Here is an 18,524-nt window from a genome sequence, read left to right as displayed (position 1 = left end):
CGCGGCCTCCTCATGGCAACTGCGCGACAAGCGCCTTGGAATTCGACACCGTGCCGAAGACGCCGCCCTGCATCTTGATCATCTTGATCGCCGCCAGATGGTTGTCGTAGTCGGTCGCCCCGCAGCAATCCTCCAGCATCATGCATTCATAGCCGCGGTCGTTGGCCTCGCGCATAGTGGTGTGCACGCAGACATCCGTGGTGATGCCGGTCAGCACGATGTTCTCGATGCCGCGCTGATTGAGGATGAGCTCCAGGTCGGTGGCGCAGAACGAGCCCTTGCCGGGCTTATCGATGATCGGCTCGCCCTCGGTCGGGTAAAGGTCGGGGATGATGTCCCAGCCCGGCTCGCCGCGCACCAGGATGCGCCCGCACGGGCCAGGGTCGCCGATGCCGGCATTGATGCGGCGCGAGCGCCAGCGCTTGTTGGCCGGCAGGTCGGCGAGATCGGGCCTGTGCCCCTCGCGCGTGTGGATGATGGTGTAGCCCTTGGCTCGCATCGTCGACAGCACCAACTTGATCGGCTCGATCGGTGCGCGCACCAGCGACAGATCGTAGCCCATATGGTCGACATAGCCGCCCGGCCCGCAGAAATCGGTCTGCATGTCGATGATGATCAGCGCCGTGTTGTCGGGCCGCAGGTCGCCATTGTAGGGCCAAGGATAAGGCTCGGCGTCGATCGTATGCTGAGTGACTTCGGCTCTGGCGTTCATCGGCAAAACTCCAGTCATTTGGTGATCGACAATTCGCCCGGCGCGCCCGCAAGCGTTCGTGTCGGCGACGAGGTGGCGATCATGATGATGAGGGTGAGGATGTAGGGAGCGGCGTAGAACATGTAGTAGCCCTGCGTGACGCCGACCGATTGAAGCGCCGGGCCGAGAGCTCCCGCCCCGCCGAACAAAAGCGCTGCAGCAAAGCAGCCGAGCGGGTTCCAGCGCGCGAAGATGACCAGCGCCACCGCCATCAGGCCCTGGCCCGACGAGATGCGTTCGGTCCAGCTGCCGGGATAGTAGAGCGACAGGTAGGCGCCGCCAATGCCGGCCAGCGCGCCACCGACACCGGTGGCGAGCAGCCGCACCGTATCGGGGTTGAGGCCCATGGCGCGTGCCGCGTCCGAACTGTCGCCGACGACGCGCACGATGAGGCCGGCGCGGGTGTTGCGGAACGCCCACCACAGGATGACCGACAGCACCGCGCCGATCAGGAACAGCACGTTGACGTCGAGTGCGGCTTGCACCTGCGGAATGTCGGACCAGCCGCCGAAGGGAATGGCCGGCAGATTGGGCGCCTTCGGCTTGATAAACGGCTTGCCGAAGAAGAAGGCGAGACCCGAGCCGAACAGCATCAGCGCGATGCCGACGGCGATGTCGTTGACTTTCGGGAATCTGCAGATCCAGCCATGGAACAGGCCGAAGCACAGGCCGGCGAAGGCGGCGGCGATGAGGCCGAGCCATGGCGAGCCCGTCATCACCGCCACCGCATAGGCGGTCATCGCACCGAAGACCAGCGTGCCTTCGAGCCCCAGATTGATGCGACCCGAACGCTCGGTGATCGCCTCGCCCAGCGAGACGAAGAAGAAGGGCGTCGACACGCGGATGGCGCCGCCGAGCACGGCCAGCGGCACGCCCCAGAGGCCGATCTCGGTCGCGTCCATCAGGCGGCTCCCTTCACGAGATCGGGTCTTTTCCAAAGATCGGGATTGAAGGCCTTGAAGCGGCCGTAGAGGGTTTCGCTGAACAGGATGACGATGAAGATCATGCCTTGCAGCACCACCACCGTGGCGTCGGGCAGGTCCATGCGGCGCTGTATCAGCCCGCCCGAGGCGTCGATGCCGCCAAGCAGGATGGCGAACGGAATGATGGCCAGCGGATTGTGGCGGGCCAGGAAGGCGACAAGGATGCCGGTGTAACCATAGCCGGCGGAAAGCGAGGCGTTGGCGCTCCCCTGCACGGCGGCGACCTCCAGCATGCCGGCAAGCCCGGCAAAGCCGCCAGCGAGCGCGGTGAAGCCGACGATCAGCGGCCCGACGGCCAGCCCCTGTACCTGTGCTGCCCGCACATTGCCGCCGGCGATGCGCGCGGCAAAACCCCAGCGGGTCTTTTCGATGAGCAACCAGGAGAGGATGCAGGCGACGACACCGACAACCAGCCCCCAATGCACGTCCATGCCCGGAATGTTGCCGATGCGGTAGATGTCCGCCAGCGGCTGCGTTGACGGCTTGTTGAGCGAGGCCGGGTCGCGCAACGGCCCTTCCACCAGCTGGTTCATCAGCGCGATGGCGATGTAGGCCATCAGCAGGCTGGAAATGGTTTCGTTGACGGCCCGGTAATGGCGCAGCGCGCCGACGGCACCGATCCAGATGCCGCCGGCGGCCATGCCCGCCACGCCCATGGCAAGAATGACGATTGACGATGGCCCGCCGCTGAGCGCAGTGCCGGCTGCCGCAGCGGCGACGCCGCCGAGCACGATTGCACCCTCGCCGCCGATGACGACGAGGCCGAGCCGGGCCGGCAGGGCCACGCAGAGCGCGGCCAGCAGCAGGGGAGCGGCGCGCGACAGCGAGTTCTGGACCGAGAACCAGGAGCCGAAGCCGCCGCGCCACATGGTCTCGTAGAGCAGGATCGGCGACTTGCCGACGAGCACAATGAACAGGCTGAACAGCGCCATGCCGACGATCAGCGCCGCGAGCGGAATGACCAAAGCCTCCGCCCGCCGCGCAATCCATTCCACCGCCGCCGAATAGGCCTTGGCGCTGAAGAGTGCCGGCATGCCGGCCCCTGTCATCGTGTCCGTCATCGCCCCACCCCCTCAGATCAGGCGGTCGAACCGACGACGCCCTCGACCAGATAATCCATGCTTTCGAGCTCGATCGCGGTCTCCGGGAATGCTTGGCTCGCGGTGGCGACGACAGCCCCCTTGTTGCTCTTCAGCGGTCCCTTGATGACGGCGAAGCCGCCGTTCATCATTTCGGCCAGCGTGGCGTCGAACTGCTTGCGCGCCGGCTCGCCGACGGCGGGACCGAGCGGGCTCATCTTGACGAAGCCGTCGGCCAGGCCACCGCGCGTGAAGTTGGGCAGTGGCGTGCCGGCGATGAGGTCGTCGACGAACATCTTGTAGACCTTGGCCCAGTTCCACTCGGCCCCGGTGAGGTATTTTTCCGGCGCCAGCGGGCTCTGGTTGGCGTGATAGCCGCACACGAAGGCCCCACGGCCGGCGGTCGTCTCGACCACCACTTTCGGGCTATCGACATGGCAGCTAATAACGTCGGCGCCCTGGTCGACCAGTGCGTTGGTGGCTTCCGCTTCCTTGACCGCCAGCGACCATTCGCCGGTGAAAATGACCTGGCAAGTGATGGTCGGATCAACCGAGCGCGCGCCGAGCAGGAAGGAATTGATGTTGAGCAGCACCTGCGGGATCGGCTTGGCGGCGACGAAGCCGAGCTTCTTCGTCTTGGAGGTGTGGCCGGCGACAACGCCGTTGAGATACTGGCCCATGCCGATATAGCCGAAATAGGAGCCGGCATTCATCGGGTGCTTGGCCTTGTCCCACATGCCACCGCAATGGCGGAACTGCACGTCGGGGAATTTCGTGCACATGGCCAGCATGTGGGGGTCGAAATAGCCGAACGAGGTCGGGAAGATCAGCGAGGCGCCGTCGAGATTGATCATCGATTCCATCGTCTTCTGGACGTCGACCGTCTCCGGCACGTTCTCCTCCTCGACGATGGAGATGCCCTCGATACCCTTCAACGCCGCCGCCCCTTCGGCATGCGCCTGGTTGTAGCCGTAGTCGTCCTTCGGCCCGACATAGATGAAGCCGACGGTGGCGGCAGCGGCAAAGGCCCTGCTGATGGGGAAGGCAGCGGACGCAAGCCCGAGTGCGGCTCCAGCGGCGGAGGTCTTGAGTAGCTCGCGGCGGTTAAGCGTGAATCTCGCGGTCATTGTGAATGCTCCCCTGTAGGACCCTTTCCGGGCCGGTTAACATGCCGTCAACAAAGTGCATGCAATCGCCATGCCAGTTTCTTTGGCGAAATTAATGAATGGAATCAATCGTACCTTTAAAAGACAATGCTTATGTAGTGGGCAATTGCATGCACTTCTTGCCTTGAAAACAGCCAATTTGACAGGCAGATTAAAATAGAGGCATACAGGGGTATGTTGAGTCGATTGCCGCTGCGTCGACCCTCCACAAGAAGACGGGGCGGAGGAGATTTGTCGGGGAAGCGCAACTTGATCAGGTCGGGCAAGACCGTGGATCAGATGGTGAGGGCGATCGGGGACCGGATCGTCACCGGCTACCTGCGCCCCGGCGAAAAGCTCGACGAGACCTCCCTCGCCGCCCGCTTCGACGTATCACGCACCCCGGTCAGGGAGGCGCTCGGCCACCTCAGCGCCATGGGGCTGGTCGAAAGGCGGCCCAACCGGGGTGCTATCGTGGCTGTCGTGACGCAAGAGCATCTCGCCTCGATGTTCGAGAGCATGGCCGAACTGGAGGCGATCTGCGCGCGCTTCTCGGCCGAGCGCATGACCAGTGCCGAGCGCCGCTCGCTCGAGATCGAGCATCAGGCTTCGGCGCGGATGGTGCAACTGGGCGCCGAGGAGGACTACGAGTATTTCAATACCGAGTTCCACACCCGGCTCTATCGTGGTGCCCACAACCCGCATATCCACGATCTCACCGTGATGACCCGCAGCCGGTTGGCACCCTTCCGGCGCGCTCAGTTCATGCTGCCCGGACGGTTGGCCAAATCCTGGCAGGAACACGAGCTAATCGTCACCGCAATCATGCGCGGAGACGGCGCTGCTGCGGGCAAGGCCGCCAGAGATCATGTCTCTATCGTCAGCGAGGCGAGCGCGGTGTTCGCGGCTGATGGCGGCAAGCCAGTTCGGCGGGACGTGGCCTGAAAATTCCGAACATCCCGAATCTCGGGACGATGTCTGCTTCCAGGCGGCGCACAGTATCGCGCAACGGCTGATATGAGGCGCTACGCTGCTCGGCAGCAAGGCTTTGAAGCAGCATGGTCAACCAGACCGATATACGTGCCCCAGTTGGTATTCTACGTCGAGGCGTGAGCGATGAGGGACTAGATGTTTGATCCCAGATTTTGATGGGCATCCCCTGTCCTCCGAATCAAGGGATGCGCTATGGGCCAGGTTCTTCATGGGAGCGCCACGACGACAGAGGCGGTCCGTCGAGCGATACAGCAAAGAGAGCCTGAGGGCGCTGGCGAAGCGCTACGGGATCAACCAAAAGACTGTTGCCAAATGGCGGGAACGGACCTCGGTGGCAGATTTGCCGACCGGTCCGAGAGAGCCTAGATCGACAGTGCTCTTGCCCGAGGAGGAGGCCGTCATAGTCGCCTTCCGGCGCTACACTCTGTTGCCACTCGATGACTGCCTCTATGCCTTACAACCGACGATCCCACACCTGACGCGCTCATCACTGCATCGCTGCCTGCAGCGCCACGGCATCAGCCGCCTGCCGGACGTAGAAGGCGACAAGCCGGCGAAGAAGAAGTTCAAGAGCTATCCGATCGGCTACTTCCACATCGACGTCGCCGAGGTGCGCACAGAACAGGGCAAGCTGCACATGTTCGTCGCTATCGACCGCACCTCGAAATTCGCCTTCGTCGAACTGCATGAGAAGGCCACCACCGCCATATCGAGAGACTTCCTACTGCGCCTGATCGCGGCCGTGCCCTACAAGGTCCACACTGTCCTCACCGACAACGGTATCCAGTTCACGACGCCCGGCGCCGGCGGTTCGGCCGTGCCATTGATCAAGGAGGCCATCGCAAACGGCGAACGCTTCTGGGCCCATGCCTTCGAATACGCTTGCGCCACGAACGACATCGAACACCGAACGACCAAGGCAAGGCATCCGTGGACCAACGGCCAGGTCGAGAGGATGAACCGGACTATCAAGGATGCAACCGTCAGGCGTTTCTATTACGAGAGCCACGACCAACTCCGCCAGCACCTTGCCGACTTCATCTCGGCCTACAACTTCGGTCGCAGGCTCAAGACCCTCAAAGGCCTTACGCCCTACGAGTTCATCTGCAAGGCGTGGGCATCACAACCGGAACGCTTCAAACTCGATCCGCTCCAGCAAATGCCGGGACTAAACAGCTAGAGCACTCCCGCCCTCTAAAGCGATTTTACATCATGCGGAAACTGGGCGCAGATCGAACCACCGAGGCAGAAACGGAGAACGCCAGCTCTACGGAGTAAGGTACGGACTGCAACAACATTGCGCGACGGCGAAATTCGCCGCCGAAACTACGCTATTGCCGCCGTTTGTACCCTCACTCCCACTCGATTGTTCCCGGCGGCTTCGACGTCACGTCGTAGACGACACGGTTGATGCCGCGGACTTCGTTGATGATGCGGGTGGCGGCGGCGCCGAGGAAGGCCATGTCGTAGTGGTAGAAATCCGCCGTCATGCCGTCGACCGAGGTGACGGCACGCAGCGCGCAGACGAACTCGTAGGTGCGGCCGTCGCCCATCACGCCGACCGTCTGCACCGGCAGCAGCACGGCAAAGGCCTGCCAGATGGCGTCGTAGAGGCCGGCCTTGCGGATCTCGTCGAGATAGATGGCATCGGCCTCGCGCAGGATCTCCAGCTTTTCGCGGGTGATCCCGCCTGGGCAGCGGATGGCGAGGCCTGGGCCGGGGAATGGATGGCGGCCGATAAAGCTTTCGGGCAGGCCGAGCTCCTTGCCGAGCGCCCTCACCTCGTCCTTGAACAGTTCGCGCAGCGGCTCGACCAGCTGCATGTTCATGCGCGCGGGCAGGCCGCCGACATTGTGGTGCGACTTGATCGTCACCGACGGGCCGCCGGTGAAGGAGACGCTTTCAATGACGTCGGGATAGAGCGTGCCCTGCGCCAGGAATTCGGCGCCGCCGAGTTTCTTGGCCTCTTCCTCGAACACCTCGATGAACAGCCGGCCGATGGTCTTGCGTTTTTTTTCCGGGTCCGACTCGCCCTCGAGGGCGTCGATGAAACGGTCCGAAGCGTTCACCAGAATGAGCGGCAAATTGTAGTGCTCGCGGAACATCGCCACCACGCCGGCGGCCTCGTCCTTGCGCATCAGGCCGTGGTCGACAAGGATGCAGGTCAGCTGGTCGCCGACCGCCTCGTGGATCAACAGCGCCGCGACAGAAGAATCGACGCCGCCCGACAGCGCGCAGATGACCTTGCCCTTGCCGACCTGCTTGCGGATCGTCTCGACCGCGTGCTCGCGGTAGGCGCGCATGGTCCAGTCGCCCTCGATGCCGGCGATGTTGTGGACGAAATTCCTGAGCAGCCGGGCGCCGTCGGGCGTATGCACCACCTCGGGATGGAACATGATGCCGTACATCTTGCGCTCGATGTTGCCGAAGATGGCGAAGGGCGAGCCCTCGGACTTGCCGAACACTTCGAAGCCCATGGGCAAGGAGATGACGCGGTCGCCATGGCTCATCCACACCTGGTGGCGCTGGCCGGGTGCCCACAGGCCCTCGAACAGCGGGCTGTCCTTTTGGATCTCGACGAAGGCGCGGCCGAACTCGCGATGGTCGGAGCTTTCGGCGACGCCGCCCATCTGCACGCACATGGCCATCTGGCCGTAACAGATGCCAAGCACCGGCACGCCGGAATCGAAGACGATCTGCGGCGCGCGCGGGCTGCCGATATCGCCGGTCGAAGCCGGACCGCCGGACAGAATGACGGCCTTCGGATTGATACGCTTGAATGCCGCTTCGGCCGACTGGAACGGCACGATCTCGGAAAACACGCCGGCCTCGCGGATGCGGCGGGCGATGAGCTGGGTGAACTGGCTGCCGAAATCGACAATCAGGACGGTGTCGGGATGATTGGCTGTTTTCATGGCGAGCGTTTAGAGAAAGAAACGAGTCGACGCAATGGGTTGCGTAGCCCGACTTTCAGGCTGGTCCGGCATCTTCATGGGGTGGTTCCGTCCGGAGGCCGCCGTCGCCGATCGCCTGTTCGAGCCGCATGACGGCGTCCGCCAGCTTCTCGTCGATGACTTCAAGATATTCGGTCCAGTCGCCGACATGCCTGAGATCCGCCGCCCCGTCGGAAATGCCGCGCAGACCGATCAGCGGAATGTCGAACAGCTGGCAGGCGCGCAGGCAGGCGAAGGTCTCCATGTCGACCATGTCGGCGGCAACAGCATCATACGCCGCGCCAGTGATGATCGCGCCGCCGGTCGACAGGGTCGCCTGCTTGATGTCCGGTATCTTGAAGGGCAATGGCACGGTTACCGGCAGGTCGAGGAAGGGGGTGGCGCCCTTCTCGAAGCCGAGCGGCGAAGCGTCGATGTCACGGTAGCTGACCGAAACCGCCTGGTAGATTTCCGTCTGCTGCAGCGTCCGACTGCCGGCTGAACCGAGCGAAACAACGAGATCCGGCAGTGCTTTTTGCGATTTCAGCCAGGAGAGTTCAGCACCCAGCCTGACGCCGGCCTCGACCGGACCGACACCGGTCATCAGCGGCGTGAACAGCTGCTTGAGGTGCGGGCCGTATTCGGCCTGCGCCGCCATAACGAAGAGGACGTCCTTGCCCGACAGGCGGTAGATTTTATCGGCCATGATGATTTATTCCTCTCCGCCCGATCATCTGCTTATCTGCACCGCCGCTCGCCGGGACCCGCTGCCTCCGGCAGCTCCCGGCGTTCGTGGCCTTTCATCGTGCCACCGGCACGATGAATTCGCCTGCGGCGAACCGGCCACTCACCCTTCAATCCCATCGCGGCCAACCACCGTCATCATGGTGCCGGTCATGGTGGCGATCAGCTTGGCCTCGCCGTCGGCGGCAAAGGCGTAGGCCTGGCCGTCGGCGACGATGATGGTGCGGCCTGGCTTGGTCACCGAGCCGCGGAACAGGAAGCGCTCGCCCCTGCCCGGCGCCAGGAGGTTGACCTTGAACTCGATGGTCAGCACGCCGGAATTTTCCGGCATCAGCGAAAAGGCGGCATAGCCGCAGGCCGAGTCCAGCGCCGTCGAAATGACACCGGCATGGAGGAAGCCGTGCTGCTGGGTCAATGCCGCCGAATAGGGCATCTCGATCTCGATGATGCCGGGCGTCACCAGCGTCAGTTCGGCGCCGATCGTGGCCATCGCCTTCTGACGCGCGAAGGAGGTCCTGACGCGATCCTCATAGTCCGGGGCGGGTACGATCTTTGCTGCCATTGCCGCTGCCTTCCTTTACGCGGATAAGCTTATTGCAGAGGCATGGACGGCAGGCAAATGCTTTTGCTGCACTGCACAATCGACCTGGCCTGCCGGCCGGCGCCACGCGTCCGTCAGGAATAGGATTCAGGCCGATCTGCGTAACGCACAGAGATAAAACCCATCGGTGCCGCTGAGCGCCGGCGACAGCGAGATGTCGCCTCTGGCGCCGATGCGTGCGGCTGCCTCATGGCCGGGAAAACGGCTGTCCCAGAGCTGGCGGTGGTCGACGGGAACAAAGCCGCTGTTACGGTCCCGAAAGGCCGCGATCTGCTCACCGTTTTCCTCATCAAACACCGAGCAGGTGATGTAGACCAGCAGGCCGCCTGGTTTGACATAGACTTTGGCCGCATCGAGGATCGCCGACTGCTCGCCCTTGCGTGCATCGAGCTGCCTTTGCGTCAGCCGCCATTTGGCATCGGGACGGCGCCGCCAGGTGCCGCTGCCGGTGCAAGGCGCGTCGACCAGCACGATGTCCATGTGGTTGCCGAGCGGCGCGAGTTCGGCCGGCTTGGTGACGATCTGGACATTGCGGTTTTCAGAGCGGCGGATGCGGTCGAAGATCGGTGCCAGCCGTGCTTTTTCGGCATCATGGGCAAAGATCTGGCCGCGATTTTCCATCGAAGCCGACAGTGCCAGCGTCTTGCCGCCGGCGCCGGCGCAAAAATCCAGCACCTGCATGCCGGCTTCGGCCCCGGCAAGGGCGGCCGCGATCTGCGAGCCTTCGTCCTGGACCTCGAACCAGCCCTTCTGGAAAGCCGGCTCGGCCTGCACGTTCGGGTGCCGGCCGTCGCCGTCGATCGGCGGGATGCGGATGCCGTGTGGCGCGATTGCCGAGGGTTTCGCGCCGGTTCCCGTCAGTTCGGCCAGCACCTTGTCGCGGTTGGCCTGCAGGGTGTTGACCCTGAGGTCGAGCGGCGGGCGCGTTGCCAGCGCGGCGCCCTCGTCGGCCCAGGTCGAGCCAAAGGCTCGCTCGAAAAGCGGCGCGCACCAGTCCGGAACATCCGCCCGCACCGCGGCCGGCGCATCGTCAAGCCGGCGTTCGGCGATGGCCTGAAGCTCGGCGGCGGTCAGCAGCGGCGGTGCGAACTTGTCGCCATCGAGCGCCTCGTTGAGCGATTGTGCCGTCTGGCGCCATTCGAGCAGCAGCGCGCCGAAGCCGATGGCGCGCGGCGTGTCCTGCCCCAGCAGCCAGCCGGCGGAACGCTTGTGGCGCAAGGCGTCATAGACGATGTTGCCGATCGCCGCACGGTCGCCGCCGCCGGCGAAGCGATGCGACAGGCCCCAATCCTTCAGCGCGTCCGCCACCGGCCGGTGGCGCCGGCCGATGTCTTCCAGCACTTCGATGGCCGCAGCCAGTCGTCCGCCCAGTCGCATGGTTTTGTTCCGTCACGCAGAAAATTATTCCGGCCCTGCTCTAGAGCGCGCAACCGGCGCGCACAAGCAGGTCGGCCTGCACAACCGCTCTGCTTTCCAAGTTTTCTGGTTGCGAATACTCTTCCGGTTGTGATTCGCGGCGCGCAAAAGGTGGACCGGCGGATCGACACGAGGAGAGGGCAATGAAGACTTATCTGGCGGAAGTTCTAGGCACATTTCTATTGGTGTTCATCGGTACGGCTTCTGTGGTGACGGGCGGCTTCGGCGGCGCGCTGCCGCTCGGCCAGGAAGGCATCGGTCTGGCGTTCGGCATCGGCCTCATCGCGGCGGCCTATGCGATCGGCCCCATTTCGGGCGCGCATCTCAATCCGGCGGTGACGCTCGGCGTCTTCCTTGCCGGCCGGCTGCCGGCCAAGGACGTGATCCCCTACTGGATCGCGCAGGTCATCGGCGGCGTCCTTGCTTCGCTGGCGTTGTGGATCATCGTTTCCGGCCAGGTTGGCGGACACACCACCGGCTTCGGCGCCAATGGCTGGGATGTGACGAAATGGGGTGTCAGCTCGGCATTCCTGTGGGAAGTGATCGGCACCTTCACCTTCGTCACCGTGATCCTTGGCGTCACGGCTGAAAAGCACTCGACGGCGTTCGCCGGACTGGTCATCGGCCTGACGCTGGCAGGATTGCACTTCGCCATCATCCCGGTGACCGGCACCTCGCTCAACCCGGCCCGCTCGATCGGTCCGGCACTGTTTTCGGGAACTGCCGCGATCGGCCAGCTCTGGCTGTTCATCGTTGCACCGCTGATCGGCGGCGCCATTGCCGGTGTGGTCGCCAAGGCGCGCATCTTCGAGAAGGACTGAGCTTCGAAGGCAACATAGAAAGGCGCGGGCCAGGTCCGCGCCTTTTTCTTTGGTGGATCTTCTTACCGTCAAAGTACAGCCGGGCCGGTCGTCGCCAACACCCGGACCTTCAAAGGACGTAGCAGAAAATAGAATGCGGCGACGTGCGTGATCATCAGCAGCGGCACGTAGATGATCGGGATCGCGTAGGCGGCACCCAGCTGCTCCGCATGTGCGGGAAGGCCGACCTGGATGGCGTGGTAATAGTCAACGACGAGCTCGACCGTGCCGACGAGATTGAAGGCGACGACGAACAGCCAGAAGAGCCGAGGCAGCCTCACCGTGAGCAGCGCCAGCATCGCCAGCAGCCCTGTTGCAAAGTCACCGTAGGCGGCGAACACGGCGAAGCCGGCTGGGAGATCGGGGCTAACGACACCCGGCAGGATGAAGACGAGCCCAAAGAAGCGGAAGCTGTGCAGCGTGGCAATGACGCGTTGCACCGCGACCCGGTCCATGGAGCTCAGCCACGGCAAACCGTATGCGCCGAAGCAAAGCAGCCACGCGACGTAGCCTAGAACGAGATGGGTTTGGAACACCATTTCCGTGGACATTTGGCCTCCTGGCAGCAACTGGTTCACGAAGCCTCCCTGCTTCAGTCGGCTACCTCTAAGCCCGCTTCCATAATTCGACTATCCGGTATAATCAAAACAACCTATGAAGCAGAACTACACAGTCCGGCACGGTGCGCTGGAGGGCGTCGAGGTGTTCCTGGCAGTCGCCAGGCGCCGCAACTTCCGCCGTGCCGCCGCCGATCTCGGCGTAACGCCATCCGCCGTGAGCCAGGCGGTGCGCGCGCTGGAAGCCCGCATGGGCGTGGCGCTGTTCGTGCGCACGACGCGGAGCGTCGGGTTGACCGAGGCTGGCCAGCGGTTCCTCGACCGTGCAGGCCCTGCCTTCGAGGAAATCGTCATGGCCAGCGAAGCCGCACGCGATGTCGGCCAGCGGCCGACCGGACTGCTGCGCCTGTCCGTACCCCGCGCCGTCGTGCCGTTGATCCTGGAGCCGATGATCGCGTCGTTCTGCCGAACCTATCCCGAGATCGAACTGGAGATCGCCGCGAGCGACGAGATGGTCGATCTGGCGAAAGGCGGGTTCGATGCCGGCATCCGCCTTGGCCAATTCATCGCGCCCGACATGGTCGCGGTGCGGCTGACGCCATCGTTTCCGTTCGTGGTCGTCGGCAGCCCGGACTATCTCGAGCGCCACGGCAGCCCCGAGCATGTCGAGGATCTGCGTCACCACGCCTGCCTGCGCTTGCGCCGCTCGAACGGCGCCATCGCGCCCTGGTCCTTCGCCGACGGCAACGGGGCGATTGAAGCGATGGTCTCAGGCCCACTGATCGCGCACGACTACCCGACATTGCTCGGGGCTGCGATGCAGGGCATTGGGCTGGCGCAGACGCCTCGACCTGTCGCCGAAGGTCCGATCGCCCAGGGAAAACTCAAATCAGTGCTGGACAGCGTCGCCGCCACGACACCGGGCGTCTTCCTCTATCATCCCGGCAAACGCCAGATCCTGCCGAAGCTGCGCGCCTTCATCGACCACCTCAAATCCGCGGTCTGAGGTAACGAAGGATACCGCCCCCTTGGCGCTTCGCTTGCACCAAGCTCTCACGGTATAAATATGAGAAATACATAAGTAAAAAATACTACAAGATGGACCATTCCGGTCAAGAATGTTGTTCTTTCAGTACTAAAACTCACGTTGCATATGAACAGCGCTAAAGTCAAAAGCACTGTATCAGTCGCTGGAAGCCCCAGGGTTAACCCTCTTCCCGTCAGCAGGCTGGCGGCTGCGACCGCCGGTATTGTCAAACCGATTGTGGCGCAAGCGGAACCCATCGCGACGTTCAAACCGCGTTGCAGCTCATTGTTGAGTGAAGCGCGAACCGCCGAAATGGCCTCCGGCATCAAAACCAGCCCGGCGATCAATGCCCCCACAATGCTGTCAGCCTGTGTCACCTGATAGGCAACGAGCGTATTTTCAACACTTGCGGCGACCTGCTCGGCGAGCATGACAATGCCAATCAGCCCGATCAAAAGCAGCAATGCGCCGGCAAAGACGCTTTCGTGAGGGGCAGTCCGCAGCGAAACGCCGTGGGCCTGCCCTTCGACAAAGTCTTCTCGGTGGCGGACAGTCTGCGCGAACACAAAACTTGCATAAAGCAGCACCGAAAGCACGCTCACAAAGCCAAGTTGAGCTGCCGAAAATGTGCCCGGCCCCGTAGCTTGTGTGTAGGTTGGCAGAATAAGCGTCATGATGGTCAGCGCGATCAGAACCGCCAAATATGCGCTGGTCCCTTGTCGAACAATTGCCTGCTTGCGATGACGCCAGCCGCCAAGCGCAAGACACGTGCCGACGACGCCGGTAGATGCAATCATCACTGTTGAAAAGACAGACTCACGTGCAAGCGTAGGGTTGTTCTCTCCATGCAGCATCATGGAAACGATGATCGACACCTCGATTGCCGTCACGGCAAAAGTCAGCACCAATGTGCCGTAGGGCTCTCCTACACGCCGAGCCACCGCCTCGGCGTGGTCGAGCACCACGAAAATGGTGGTGAACATAATCGCACTCGAAAGCGCTCCGACGAGTATCCTGGCGCTCAGCGAACCTTCGTCCGCCGACAGCCCGCCGGCTCTGACGGCGACAGCCATCACCAAGGCGGCCAGCGGCATTGCATACGAAGTCACCGAACGTCCGAAACCGCTCATGCAAGCCCCTGACCGCTGCTGCGAACCGTGGCTGCATTCGCGCACCGACAGATCGAAGCGTTCACCCGTTCACGCCGTCTTCTGCGCCACCAGCCCCAGTTCCTCCACCATCGCCTCGCGCATCAAGAACTTCTGCGGCTTGCCGGTCACCGTCATCGGCAATTCGGTGCGGAAGCGTATGTGGCGGGGGATCTTGTAATGGGCGATCTGGCCGGCGCAGAAGTTCCTGACCTCCTGCTCGGTGGCGATCTGGCCGGGCTTGAGCACGATCCAGGCGCACAGCTCCTCGCCATATTTGGCGTCGGGAATGCCGAACACCTGCACCTCCTTGACCTTTGGATGGCGGTAGAGGAATTCCTCGACCTCCCTGGGATAGACGTTCTCGCCGCCGCGGATAACCATATCCTTGACCCGGCCGACGATGTTGCAATAGCCCTCGGCGTCTATGGTGGCGAGGTCGCCGGTGTGCATCCAGCCGTCGCTGTCGATCGCCTCGCGGGTCTTGTCGTCGTCGTCCCAGTAACCCTTCATCACCGAATAGCCGCGCGTGCAAAGCTCACCCGGTATGCCGACCGCAACGGTAGCGCCATCGGCATCGACCGCCTTGACCTCGACATGGGGGTGAATGCGCCCGACGGTCGAGACGCGCTTTTCCAAGGGGCCGTCGACGCCGCTCTGGAACGACACCGGGCTGGTCTCGGTCATGCCGTAGGCGATGGTCACCTGTTCCATATGCATCAGCGACACCACCTTCTTCATCACCTCGATCGGGCATGGCGAGCCGGCCATGATGCCGGTGCGCAGGCTGGAGAGATCGAAGGCGGAAAAATCCGGATGATCCAGCAGGGCGACGAACATGGTCGGCACGCCGTAGAGCCCGGTGCAGCGTTCCTGAGCCACCGCCTTCAGCGTGGCGCCGGCGTCGAACCCTTCTCCCGGGAAAACCATCGTGGCGCCCTTCGTGACGCAGCCCATCGTGCCCATCGACATGCCGAAGCAGTGATAGAGCGGCACCGGGATGCACAGCCGGTCGTCGACGGTCAGCTTGATCGCCGAAGTGACGAAATTGCCGTTGTTGACGATGTTGTTGTGGGTCAGCGTCGCGCCCTTGGGGGCTCCCGTGGTGCCTGAGGTGAACTGGATGTTGATGGCCTCGCCCGGCTTCAGCTTCTCCGAGATCCGGTCGAGGCTGTCATGCTCGTCACGCCCGGCCATGGCCAGCACGTCGCCGAAATTGAACATGCCGGGCGAATTCTCGTCGCCCATGCGGATGACGATCTTCAGCGCCGGCAGTTTCTGTGCCTTGAGCTTGCCCGGCGTGGCCTTGGCGATCTCGGGCGCCAGCGCCTCGATCATGTCGAGATAGTCTGACGTCTTGAACTTGGCAGCGGTGACCAGCGCCTTGCAGCCGACCTTGTTCAGCGCATAGTCGAGCTCGGTCAACCGATAGGCGGGGTTGATGTTGACCAGGATCAGGCCGATGCGGGCGGTGGCGAACTGCGTCACCAGCCATTCCCAGCGGTTGGGCGACCAGATGCCGACGCGATCGCCCTTTGCCAACCCCAGTGCCAGGAAGCCGGCAGCCAGCGCGTCCACCGTGTCCGACAGTTCGCTCCAGGTGAAACGCTTGTCCTGATCGACGAAGACAGCGGCGTCGAGCGTGCCGTATTTGCTGACGGTGTCGGAAAACAGCGCGGGGATGGTCTTGTCGAGCAGCGGCACGCTGCGTTCTCCAGAGACATGCGCCCTGTTGTCGACGGGTGCGACGAAGACACCGCCAGCGCGCGCTCCGGGTCCGCGCAAATTGCTGGCGTTCTTCAGCTCGTCGAGATTGACCGGCATCGCTCTCTCCTCCCGGGACTAAGTGCGTCGCGCTGAAACAGAATCATGCGACGCGTTCTAGGTCCTTGCTTTTATGCATGTCGTTCTCCCAAAACCGAGATCACTTTGGGCGACATGCATTAGCCGAGCCTATCAGCCTGCCGGAGTGGAGGAAATCCCGCCGATGGTCGAGGCAGGGCAACGATCCGGTCAACGATGCTCCGGAGCTTCGCGTTGGCTGACGAAGCGCGCCAAAACGAAAAAACCCGCCTGGGCGGCGGGTCACCGGCGCAAATCAGCACCATGGGCAAAAATGTAGCATAGCTGCCCTCACCAGTCAAGGAAATAATTCCTATCCGCCCGCAGCCGCCATCTTCGCCGCGATGTCGCGCAGGACCGCTTCATCGGCCGCCGCCCGTGTCTTCTTCGACGCCACCAGACAGGCCTGCGAGCGCAGGACGAGGCCATCGCCCAGCACCTTGAGATGATTGGCGCGCAGCGTCGAGCCGGTGGTTGTGATGTCGACGATGACATCGGCCAGACCGGCCGCCGGCGCGCCTTCGGTGGCGCCGAGGCTTTCGACGATGCGATAGACCTGGATGCCGTGTTTCTGCGAGAAGAATTGCTGGGTCAGCCGCCAGTATTTGGTGGCGATGCGCAGCCGCCGGCCATGGCGCTGGCGAAAATCGGCGGCGACGTCGTCGAGATCGGCCATGGTGTCGACATCGAGCCAGATGTCCGGCACAGCCACCACGACATCGGCATTGCCGAAGCCGAGACGGGCGACGATTTCGGCGCGGCTCTCCCAGTCGGCGAGGTTTTCACGCACCAGGTCCTCGCCGGTGATGCCGAGATCGACGGCGCCCTGGCCGATCTCGCCTGATATTTCGGAAGCCGACAAGAACACCACTTCGACATCGTCCAGGCCCTCGACGCGGGCGTGGTATTTGCGCTCGTCGCCGGGCAGGCTGACGGCGAGGCCGGCTTTGGCCAGTACTTCCAGCGCCTGTTCTTTCAGTCGGCCTTTCGACGGGATCGCCAGCGTGATCATGGCGCCGTCTCCCGCAATGCCTCGATGCGATCGAGCCAGACCGAAAAGCCGACGCCGGGGATAGGCGTCTTCGCGCCAAGCAAGGTCAGCAGCCGGTCATAGCGGCCGCCGCCGACCAGCGGCCTGTCGCCATTGTCGGCCGCGATTTCGAAAACTAGGCCGGTGTAGTAATCGAGCGGGCGACCGAAGGCGGCGTCATAGCGGATTTTTTCGGCCGGCAAGCCATGCGCTTCGATCGCCTTGGCGCGGGCAGCGAACTTTTCCAGCGCGACATCGAGCGACAGCCCGGCGCCGGTGGCGAAGGTCTCCAGTGCCTGGGCCGCGCCATCAAGCGGCACGTCGATCGCCAGAAAATCCTTCAGCGCGGAAAAGGCCTCGCTCGACAACCGAACGCTGCGCAACTCGGCTTTCTCGATCAGCCGCCGGGCAATGTCGGACGGCGCGCGTCCGGCGGACGCCGACAGGCCCGCCTCTTCCATGCCGCTGGCGATATGGGCGGAAAGACCGTCCAGATCACCGTCGAGGACGAGGGCGGCGACTGGACCGGAGAGCTGGCTGTTGCGCGGCGGGTTGGCGAGATCGGCGAGAGCCGCCTCAAGCATCGGCGCCGAGCCGAACGCACGGGCAAGGCGCATGCGCCAGCCGCGCGGCAGCCCGAGAGCAGCCAGAACCGCCTCGAAAATAGTCTGGTCGCCGAGCGTGATCGCCAATGCCTGGCCGGGCAGCACCAGCGACAGCAGCGCATGCGCATCGGCCACCGAGCGGGCATCGGCTCCAGCGGTATCGCGGTCACCGAGATCCTCGATGCCGGCCTGGAAGAACTCGTTGCCGCCTTCGCGGCGCTGTCGAAACACCTCGCCGAGATAGGAATATCGGCGGGGTGTGCCGGCCTGCGAGCTTATGTGGTCGAGGCAGACGGGGATGGTGAATTCCGGCCGCAGGCACAGCGTCTGGCCGGTCTCGCTTTCGGTCAGGAAGATGCGGCGGCGCAAATCCTCGCCGGCCATGTCGAGGAAGGGGTCCGCCGGCTGCAATATGGCGACCTCGACGGCGTGCGTGTTGCGCGTGGCGAAGAGGTTGGTGATGTCGGTGGAGATGGCGGGGGTGCGGGAGGTCAACTTGCTGACCTCAGTGCTGCACGACCCTCTGGTCCCAAACCAGAGGCGCCAACGCGGCCTCTACTTGCCACGCGCCCTCTCCTCAGCCTGCGCCGCCAATATCTTCCTCACCTCGACGACCAGCTCCCCCTCCGCCACCGTCACCTGTGCCGGGCGGGCGGCGCGCCATTCGGCGTTATCGGCGATTTCGGCAGACATGCGCGCGCCTTCGATCAGGTCCTTGATCTGCAGCTCCCCCTTGGCGCGCTCGTCACCGCCCTGGATGATGGCGACCGGGCAGCCGCGCCGGTCGGCATATTTGAGCTGCGCCTTCAT

The 18,524-nt window shown here is 63.5% G+C and carries 16 protein-coding genes and 2 pseudogenes; 4 read left to right on the top strand and 14 right to left on the bottom strand.

What is annotated here, in order from left to right; all coding sequences use genetic code 11:
* Positions 1-10: 10 nt before the first annotated feature.
* The 4 genes from EOB49_RS23095 to EOB49_RS23080 are packed head-to-tail and all read right to left on the bottom strand — an operon-like array spanning position 11 to position 3,940.
* Positions 11-712: an isochorismatase family cysteine hydrolase gene (locus EOB49_RS23095; RefSeq protein WP_127321989.1), complete on the bottom strand. Its 702-nt coding sequence runs from the start codon at positions 710-712 to the stop codon at positions 11-13.
* Positions 713-726: 14 nt separating this feature from the next.
* On the bottom strand, positions 727-1,653 hold the full coding sequence (locus EOB49_RS23090) for an ABC transporter permease (protein ID WP_127382326.1): 927 nt from the start codon (positions 1,651-1,653) through the stop codon (positions 727-729).
* Entirely contained in the window at positions 1,653-2,783 is a 1,131-nt protein-coding gene (locus EOB49_RS23085) for an ABC transporter permease (RefSeq protein WP_127321991.1), read from the bottom strand. The genes EOB49_RS23090 and EOB49_RS23085 overlap by 1 nt, the downstream gene beginning before the upstream one ends.
* A gap of 29 nt (positions 2,784-2,812) precedes the next feature.
* Positions 2,813-3,940, bottom strand: coding sequence for a BMP family ABC transporter substrate-binding protein (locus tag EOB49_RS23080; protein WP_127321987.1), 1,128 nt, complete (start codon positions 3,938-3,940; stop codon positions 2,813-2,815).
* 288 nt (positions 3,941-4,228) lie between these two features.
* Here EOB49_RS23080 and EOB49_RS23075 point away from each other — a divergent pair, with 288 nt between their 5' ends.
* Positions 4,229-4,903 carry a GntR family transcriptional regulator gene (locus tag EOB49_RS23075; RefSeq protein ID WP_127323185.1) on the top strand — a complete coding sequence of 225 codons (675 nt, stop codon included), beginning with the start codon at positions 4,229-4,231 and terminating at the stop codon, positions 4,901-4,903.
* A gap of 240 nt (positions 4,904-5,143) precedes the next feature.
* Positions 5,144-6,131: pseudogene (locus EOB49_RS23070) on the top strand (IS481 family transposase).
* 172 nt (positions 6,132-6,303) lie between these two features.
* Here EOB49_RS23070 and guaA read toward each other — a convergent pair.
* The 4 genes from guaA to EOB49_RS23045 form a co-directional block, all read right to left on the bottom strand.
* A complete protein-coding gene (guaA, locus tag EOB49_RS23065; RefSeq protein WP_127382325.1) occupies positions 6,304-7,866 on the bottom strand; it encodes a glutamine-hydrolyzing GMP synthase in 1,563 nt (520 codons plus the stop codon).
* 55 nt (positions 7,867-7,921) lie between these two features.
* Positions 7,922-8,590 (bottom strand): 5'-methylthioadenosine/S-adenosylhomocysteine nucleosidase, encoded by a 669-nt coding sequence (locus EOB49_RS23060; RefSeq protein ID WP_127382324.1) that lies wholly within the window; start codon positions 8,588-8,590, stop codon positions 7,922-7,924.
* A gap of 141 nt (positions 8,591-8,731) precedes the next feature.
* Positions 8,732-9,190 carry a PaaI family thioesterase gene (locus EOB49_RS23055; protein WP_013530371.1) on the bottom strand — a complete coding sequence of 153 codons (459 nt, stop codon included), beginning with the start codon at positions 9,188-9,190 and terminating at the stop codon, positions 8,732-8,734.
* Positions 9,191-9,316: 126 nt separating this feature from the next.
* On the bottom strand, positions 9,317-10,606 hold the full coding sequence (locus EOB49_RS23045; RefSeq protein WP_127270409.1) for an RsmB/NOP family class I SAM-dependent RNA methyltransferase: 1,290 nt from the start codon (positions 10,604-10,606) through the stop codon (positions 9,317-9,319).
* 182 nt (positions 10,607-10,788) lie between these two features.
* Between EOB49_RS23045 and EOB49_RS23040 the strand changes: the two genes are divergently transcribed.
* Complete coding sequence (locus EOB49_RS23040) at positions 10,789-11,466, top strand: MIP family channel protein (protein WP_013530368.1); 678 nt, start codon at positions 10,789-10,791, stop codon at positions 11,464-11,466.
* A gap of 68 nt (positions 11,467-11,534) precedes the next feature.
* Here EOB49_RS23040 and EOB49_RS23035 read toward each other — a convergent pair whose 3' ends face one another.
* Positions 11,535-12,056, bottom strand: a complete 522-nt coding sequence (locus tag EOB49_RS23035; RefSeq protein ID WP_127318586.1) for a hypothetical protein — start codon at positions 12,054-12,056, stop codon at positions 11,535-11,537.
* Between the two features lie 103 nt (positions 12,057-12,159).
* Here EOB49_RS23035 and EOB49_RS23030 point away from each other — a divergent pair, with 103 nt between their 5' ends.
* Complete coding sequence (locus EOB49_RS23030) at positions 12,160-13,068, top strand: LysR substrate-binding domain-containing protein (protein WP_127318588.1); 909 nt, start codon at positions 12,160-12,162, stop codon at positions 13,066-13,068.
* Positions 13,069-13,115: 47 nt separating this feature from the next.
* Here the strand turns inward: EOB49_RS23030 and EOB49_RS23025 are convergent, their stop codons facing one another.
* The 5 genes and pseudogenes from EOB49_RS23025 to EOB49_RS23005 form a co-directional block, all read right to left on the bottom strand.
* Entirely contained in the window at positions 13,116-14,219 is a 1,104-nt protein-coding gene (locus EOB49_RS23025; RefSeq protein ID WP_127382323.1) for a calcium:proton antiporter, read from the bottom strand.
* Between the two features lie 69 nt (positions 14,220-14,288).
* Complete coding sequence (locus tag EOB49_RS23020; RefSeq protein WP_127382322.1) at positions 14,289-16,061, bottom strand: AMP-binding protein; 1,773 nt, start codon at positions 16,059-16,061, stop codon at positions 14,289-14,291.
* A 331-nt stretch (positions 16,062-16,392) separates the two neighbouring features.
* Positions 16,393-17,091: an ATP phosphoribosyltransferase gene (gene hisG, locus EOB49_RS23015; protein WP_127382321.1), complete on the bottom strand. Its 699-nt coding sequence runs from the start codon at positions 17,089-17,091 to the stop codon at positions 16,393-16,395.
* Positions 17,088-18,209: an ATP phosphoribosyltransferase regulatory subunit gene (locus tag EOB49_RS23010; protein ID WP_127382320.1), complete on the bottom strand. Its 1,122-nt coding sequence runs from the start codon at positions 18,207-18,209 to the stop codon at positions 17,088-17,090. The genes hisG and EOB49_RS23010 overlap by 4 nt, the downstream gene beginning before the upstream one ends.
* Before the next feature lie 60 nt (positions 18,210-18,269).
* Positions 18,270-18,524 (bottom strand): annotated as a pseudogene (locus tag EOB49_RS23005) (histidine--tRNA ligase); the annotation flags it as partial.

The sequence above is a fragment of the Mesorhizobium sp. M7A.F.Ca.MR.148.00.0.0 genome, from assembly GCF_003997735.1.
In the GTDB taxonomy this organism is placed as follows: domain Bacteria; phylum Pseudomonadota; class Alphaproteobacteria; order Rhizobiales; family Rhizobiaceae; genus Mesorhizobium.
The sequence above is the reverse complement of the archived record's forward strand: the minus strand, read 5'-3'. Positions and strand labels throughout refer to the sequence as shown.

Bases quoted from the DNA above. Each gene is read 5' to 3' on its own strand.
- EOB49_RS23095 (WP_127321989.1), bottom strand. From the start codon at position 712: ATGAACGCCAGAGCCGAAGTCACTCAGCATACGATCGACGCCGAGCCT.
- EOB49_RS23090 (WP_127382326.1), bottom strand. From the start codon at position 1,653: ATGGACGCGACCGAGATCGGCCTCTGGGGCGTGCCGCTGGCCGTGCTC.
- EOB49_RS23085 (WP_127321991.1), bottom strand. From the start codon at position 2,783: ATGACAGGGGCCGGCATGCCGGCACTCTTCAGCGCCAAGGCCTATTCG.
- EOB49_RS23080 (WP_127321987.1), bottom strand. From the start codon at position 3,940: ATGACCGCGAGATTCACGCTTAACCGCCGCGAGCTACTCAAGACCTCC.
- guaA (WP_127382325.1), bottom strand. From the start codon at position 7,866: ATGAAAACAGCCAATCATCCCGACACCGTCCTGATTGTCGATTTCGGC.
- EOB49_RS23060 (WP_127382324.1), bottom strand. From the start codon at position 8,590: ATGGCCGATAAAATCTACCGCCTGTCGGGCAAGGACGTCCTCTTCGTT.
- EOB49_RS23055 (WP_013530371.1), bottom strand. From the start codon at position 9,190: ATGGCAGCAAAGATCGTACCCGCCCCGGACTATGAGGATCGCGTCAGG.
- EOB49_RS23045 (WP_127270409.1), bottom strand. From the start codon at position 10,606: ATGCGACTGGGCGGACGACTGGCTGCGGCCATCGAAGTGCTGGAAGAC.
- EOB49_RS23040 (WP_013530368.1), top strand. From the start codon at position 10,789: ATGAAGACTTATCTGGCGGAAGTTCTAGGCACATTTCTATTGGTGTTC.
- EOB49_RS23035 (WP_127318586.1), bottom strand. From the start codon at position 12,056: ATGTCCACGGAAATGGTGTTCCAAACCCATCTCGTTCTAGGCTACGTC.
- EOB49_RS23030 (WP_127318588.1), top strand. From the start codon at position 12,160: ATGAAGCAGAACTACACAGTCCGGCACGGTGCGCTGGAGGGCGTCGAG.
- EOB49_RS23025 (WP_127382323.1), bottom strand. From the start codon at position 14,219: ATGAGCGGTTTCGGACGTTCGGTGACTTCGTATGCAATGCCGCTGGCC.
- EOB49_RS23020 (WP_127382322.1), bottom strand. From the start codon at position 16,061: ATGCCGGTCAATCTCGACGAGCTGAAGAACGCCAGCAATTTGCGCGGA.
- hisG (WP_127382321.1), bottom strand. From the start codon at position 17,091: ATGATCACGCTGGCGATCCCGTCGAAAGGCCGACTGAAAGAACAGGCG.